The sequence below is a fragment of the Saccharopolyspora sp. genome, assembly GCF_017434145.1.
GTDB classification, from domain to species: domain Bacteria; phylum Actinomycetota; class Actinomycetes; order Mycobacteriales; family Pseudonocardiaceae; genus Saccharopolyspora_C; species Saccharopolyspora_C galaxeae.
On sequence record NZ_JAFRFW010000343.1, the window covers coordinates 1 to 4,311 of the forward strand.

At 70.8% G+C, this 4,311-nt stretch carries 3 protein-coding genes and 1 pseudogene; 2 read left to right on the top strand and 2 right to left on the bottom strand.

Annotated features, from left to right (window positions below):
* Together IJH84_RS09560 and IJH84_RS09565 are read left to right on the top strand one after the other, a co-directional pair.
* A pseudogene (locus IJH84_RS09560) lies at nucleotides 1-203 on the top strand (hypothetical protein); the annotation flags it as partial.
* Nucleotides 200-2,266 carry a YhgE/Pip domain-containing protein gene (locus tag IJH84_RS09565; RefSeq protein ID WP_295142849.1) on the top strand — a complete coding sequence of 689 codons (2,067 nt, stop codon included), beginning with the start codon at nucleotides 200-202 and terminating at the stop codon, nucleotides 2,264-2,266. The pseudogene IJH84_RS09560 and the gene IJH84_RS09565, both read left to right, overlap by 4 nt.
* Before the next feature lie 55 nt (nucleotides 2,267-2,321).
* Here the strand turns inward: IJH84_RS09565 and IJH84_RS09570 are convergent, their stop codons facing one another.
* The gene (locus tag IJH84_RS09570; RefSeq protein WP_200072011.1) at nucleotides 2,322-2,735 is read right to left on the bottom strand and encodes a VOC family protein; all 414 of its coding nucleotides are present in this window, start codon (nucleotides 2,733-2,735) and stop codon (nucleotides 2,322-2,324) included.
* A gap of 252 nt (nucleotides 2,736-2,987) precedes the next feature.
* On the bottom strand, nucleotides 2,988-4,311 hold a 1,324-nt coding region (locus IJH84_RS09575; RefSeq protein WP_295142854.1), incomplete at its 5' end, for a DNA polymerase.

The following is a 4,311-nucleotide window of genomic DNA, read 5'->3' on the forward strand; positions in this document are numbered from 1 at the left end:
AGCGCACCACGGCGCTGGTGTTGGAGCGCCCGGACCGGCACGGCGGCGACCCGCACGCCTGGTACGAGCTCGCGCGGCGGGAAAGCCGCAGGCAGCGCGCGGTGGTCGTGCTGTGCTCCGCGCATTCCGCCGACCGGCTCGCCCTCGTCCCCCAAGCTCGCATCGGCGCGGACGGCCGCGCCGCCGAAGACGGTGTCCGATGACCACGTTCCGCCTGACCATGACCGAGCTGCGCAGGCTCACCTCCGGCAGGTTGCCGCGACTGGCCCTGGTCGCCATCACGCTGGTGCCGCTGCTGTACGGCGCGATGTACCTCTACGCCAACTGGGACCCCTACAACCGGCTCGACTCGGTGCCCGCCGCAGTCGTGATCGACGACGCGGGCGGGCAGCGCCAGGACGGCAGCACGCTCAACGCGGGTGACCGGGTTTACGACGAACTGGCCGGTTCCGGTTCCTTCGACTGGCACCGCACCGGCGAACGCGACGCCGAGCAGGGCGTGCAGCAGGGCCGCTACACGTTCGCGCTGGTTGTGCCGAAGGACTTCTCGGCCGCGCTGCTCTCGCCGGGGGAGTTCGAGCCGCGGCAGGCGCAGCTGCGGCTGGTCACCAACGACACGAACAACTACTTGATCTCCACCATCGCCGACAAGGTCGCCGGTGAGGTGCGCAAGGCCGTGGCCGGCGACGCGGGCACCGAAGCCGCCGACCAGCTGCTGCTCGGCTTCGGCACGGTGCACGACAAGACCGTGCAGGCCGCCGACGGTGCCGGGAAGCTCGCCGACGGCGCGACGCAGCTGCGCGACGGCATCGGCACCGCCGAGCAGGGCACCGGTCAGCTCTCCGCCGGGGCGCACCGGCTGCTGGACGGCCAGCAGCAGCTGGTGGACGGATCAGGGCAGCTCGTCGACGGCACCGGGCGGCTCAGCGCCGGAGCCGATCAGCTGCACAACGGGCTGCAGCAACTGCAGCAGCGCACCGCACCGCTGCCGGAGCAGACCGCGAAGCTCGCCGACGGCGCCGACAAGGTCGCCGACGGCAACGAGAAGCTCGCGGGCACCGCGGACAAGCTCGGCGAAGCCTCGCAGCGGTTCGTCGACAACCTCGAGCAGAACAAGACCCGCATCGCGAACCAATTGCGCTCCACCGGCGCCGACGAACAGACCGTGCAGCGCGTGCTGGACGGCCTGGACCAGCTGAACCAGCCGATCACCGACACGAACGACCAGGTGCAGGGCCAGATCGGGCAGCTGGACGCGCTCGCCGACGGTTCCCGCCAGGTCGCCGACGGCAACCGGAAGCTCGCCGAATCGACGCCCGCGCTCACCGGCGCCATCGGGCAGCTCACCGACGGGTCCGGAACGCTCTCCGGCGGTGCCGCCCAGCTGGGCTCCGGTGCCCAGCGGTTGCACACCGGGCAGCAGCAGGCACTCGACGGAACCGGTGCGCTCACCGACGGCGCGGACCGGCTCGATGGCGGTGCGCAGCAGCTCGCCGACGGCTCCGGGAAGCTCGAGAACGGTTCGCACACCCTCGCCGACGAACTCGGCAAGGGCGCGAAGGACATCCCGGACCTCGACGACAAGACCAGGACGGACACCGCGCGGACCATCGGCGACCCGGTCGCGGTGGACAACCAGGCGCAGGTCAAGGCGGCCACCTACGGCGCGGGGCTCGCCCCGTTCTTCATGGGCCTGGCGTTGTGGATCGGCGGATTCGTGCTCTTCCTGATCATGCGTCCGCTGTCGCAGCGCGCGCTGGCAGGCGGGGTGGCGCCGTGGAAGATCGCCTTCGGCGGCTGGCTGCCCGCGGCGATCGTGGGTGCGGCGCAGGCGGTGCTGCTCTACCTCGTGGTGGTGTTCGGAGTCGGCGTGCAGCCCGCGCACCCGTGGCTGACGGTCGGATTCCTGCTGCTCACGTCGTTCGCGTTCACCGCGGTGGTGCACGCGCTGAACGCGGCGTTCGGGGCGCGCGGGAAGTTCATCGCGCTGGTGATCCTGGTGCTGCAACTGGTCACCGCGGGCGGCACGTTCCCGTGGCAGACCACGCCGGCACCGCTGCACCCGCTGCACAACGTGCTGCCGCTGAGCTACGTGGTGACCGGCCTGCGGCACCTGCTCTACGGCGGCCAAGACCTGGCCGCGGCGGGCACGTCGGCGTGGGTGCTGGTGGCTTACTTGGCGGCGGGCCTGCTGCTGAGCACCGCGGCCGCGTGGCGCCAGCGGGTGTGGACACCAGCCCGGTTGAAACCGGAACTGTCCTTGTGAACCGGACGAGGAAGGGGCCGGAGGTGCGCACCTCCGGCCCCTTTTTCCGCGCGCCTCAATCGGTGACGGCGGACGCCTCGGCTTCTTCGTCGTAGCGGGCGACCTCGAGCAGGTTGCCGTCCGGGTCCCGCAGGTACAGCGACGTGATCGGACCGGCCGCACCGGTGCGCCCCACCGGGCCTTCCTCGATCCGGACGTCGTTGGCGCGCAGGTGCTCCTGCACCTCGCTGATCGGCTGCTCGGTGACCAGGCACAGGTTCGCCGAGCCGGGAACCGGGTGCGTGGCGGTGGGTTCCACCAGTTCGCTGGCCGCGTGCAGCTTGATGGTCTGGTCGCCGAAGCTCACCGCGCGGCGGTCGCCGGGGAAGGTCACCGTCCGCATCCCGAGGATCCGCTCGTAGAACTCCGCAGCCCGATCGACATCGGCCACGGTGAGCACCAGGTGGTCCACTCTGTCGATGTTGATCATTTTCCTCCTCCGGGGCGTCGAGCCCCGGTTCGCCGGGCGCGCACCGCGCACCGCAGTCGTCGGCATCCGTTGTTCCGCAAAGGAGGCAGGCTATCCCCCGTATCACCCGAAAGGCTCAGCTGGGGCCCGCCTGCTCGCGTCCCGCCATCTCAATGGCTGGGACGCGCTCGGCGCGGGCGAATGATCGTTTCGTGATCGACCCGAAATCCGCCGACCGGCCCACCGGTTCCGCGGAACCCGGGTCCGCCCGGCTCAGTGCGCCGCGGCGTCCCAGGATCCGCCGACACCGACCGAGACCTCCAGCGGAACGTCCAGCGGATGCGCCGCCCCCATCTGCTCCCGCACGATCCGCTCCACCTCGGCCCGCTCGCCCTCGGCCAGTTCGATGATCAGCTCGTCGTGCACCTGCAGCAGCATCCGCGAGCGCAGCCCCGATTCCGCCAGCGCGCGGTGCACGCCCAGCATCGCCACCTTGATGATGTCGGCCGCACTGCCCTGGATCAGCGCGTTCAGCGCCATGCGCTCCGCCATTTCCCGGCGCTGCCGGTTGTCGCTGAGCAGGTCCGGCAGGTAGCGGCGGCGGCCCAGGATCGTCGCGGTGTAGCCGTCCTCCCGCGCCTTCGTCACCACCTCGTGCAGGTAGTCCCGCACCCGGCCGAAGCGGGCGAAGTAGGCGTCCATCTGCGCCTTCGCCTCCTCCGCCGAGATCCGCAGCTGCTGCGCGAGCCCGTACGCGGAGAGCCCGTAGGCCAGCCCGTAGGACATGGCCTTCACCCGGCGCCGCAGCTCCTGGTCGACCTCCCCGATCGGCACCCCGAACGCCTGCGAGGCCACGACGCTGTGCAGGTCCTCACCGGTGCGAAACGCCTCGATGAGACCTTCGTCGCCGGACAGGTGCGCCATGATCCGCATCTCGATCTGGCTGTAGTCGGCGGTCATCAGCTGCGCGTAGTCGCCGCCGACCACGAAGACCTCCCGGATCCGGCGGCCTTCCTCGGTGCGGATCGGGATGTTCTGCAGGTTCGGCTCGGTCGAGGACAACCGGCCGGTCGCGGCGATGGTCTGGTTCAGCGTGGTGTGGATGCGGCCGTCCGCGGCGATGGACTTGACCAGCCCTTCCACCGTCGTCTTGAGCCGGGTGGCGTCCCGGTGCTCCAGCAGGTGCTGCAGGAACGGGTGCTCGGTCTTCTCGTAGAGCCCTTGCAGCGCTTCGGCGTCGGTGGTGTAGCCGGTCTTGGTGCGCTTGGTCTTCGGCATCCCGAGTTCGTCGAACAGCACCACCTGCAGCTGCTTCGGCGAGCCCAGGTTGATCTCCTTGCCGATCACCGCGTAGGCCTCCTGCGCGGCCTGCTTCACCCGCCCGGCGAAATGCGCGCCGAGCTCGTCGAGCCGCCACGCGTCGACCGCGATGCCCGCGGCCTCCAGCTCGCCGATCACCTCCAGCAGCGGCAGTTCCAGGTCGGTGAGCAGCCCGGCGCTGTCGATCGCGGAGAGCTCGGAGTCCAGCGCGTCCGCCAGTTCGCCCACCGCGCGCGCCCGGACCAGCTCGGCGGCCGCCGCGTTCGCCTTCTCCTGC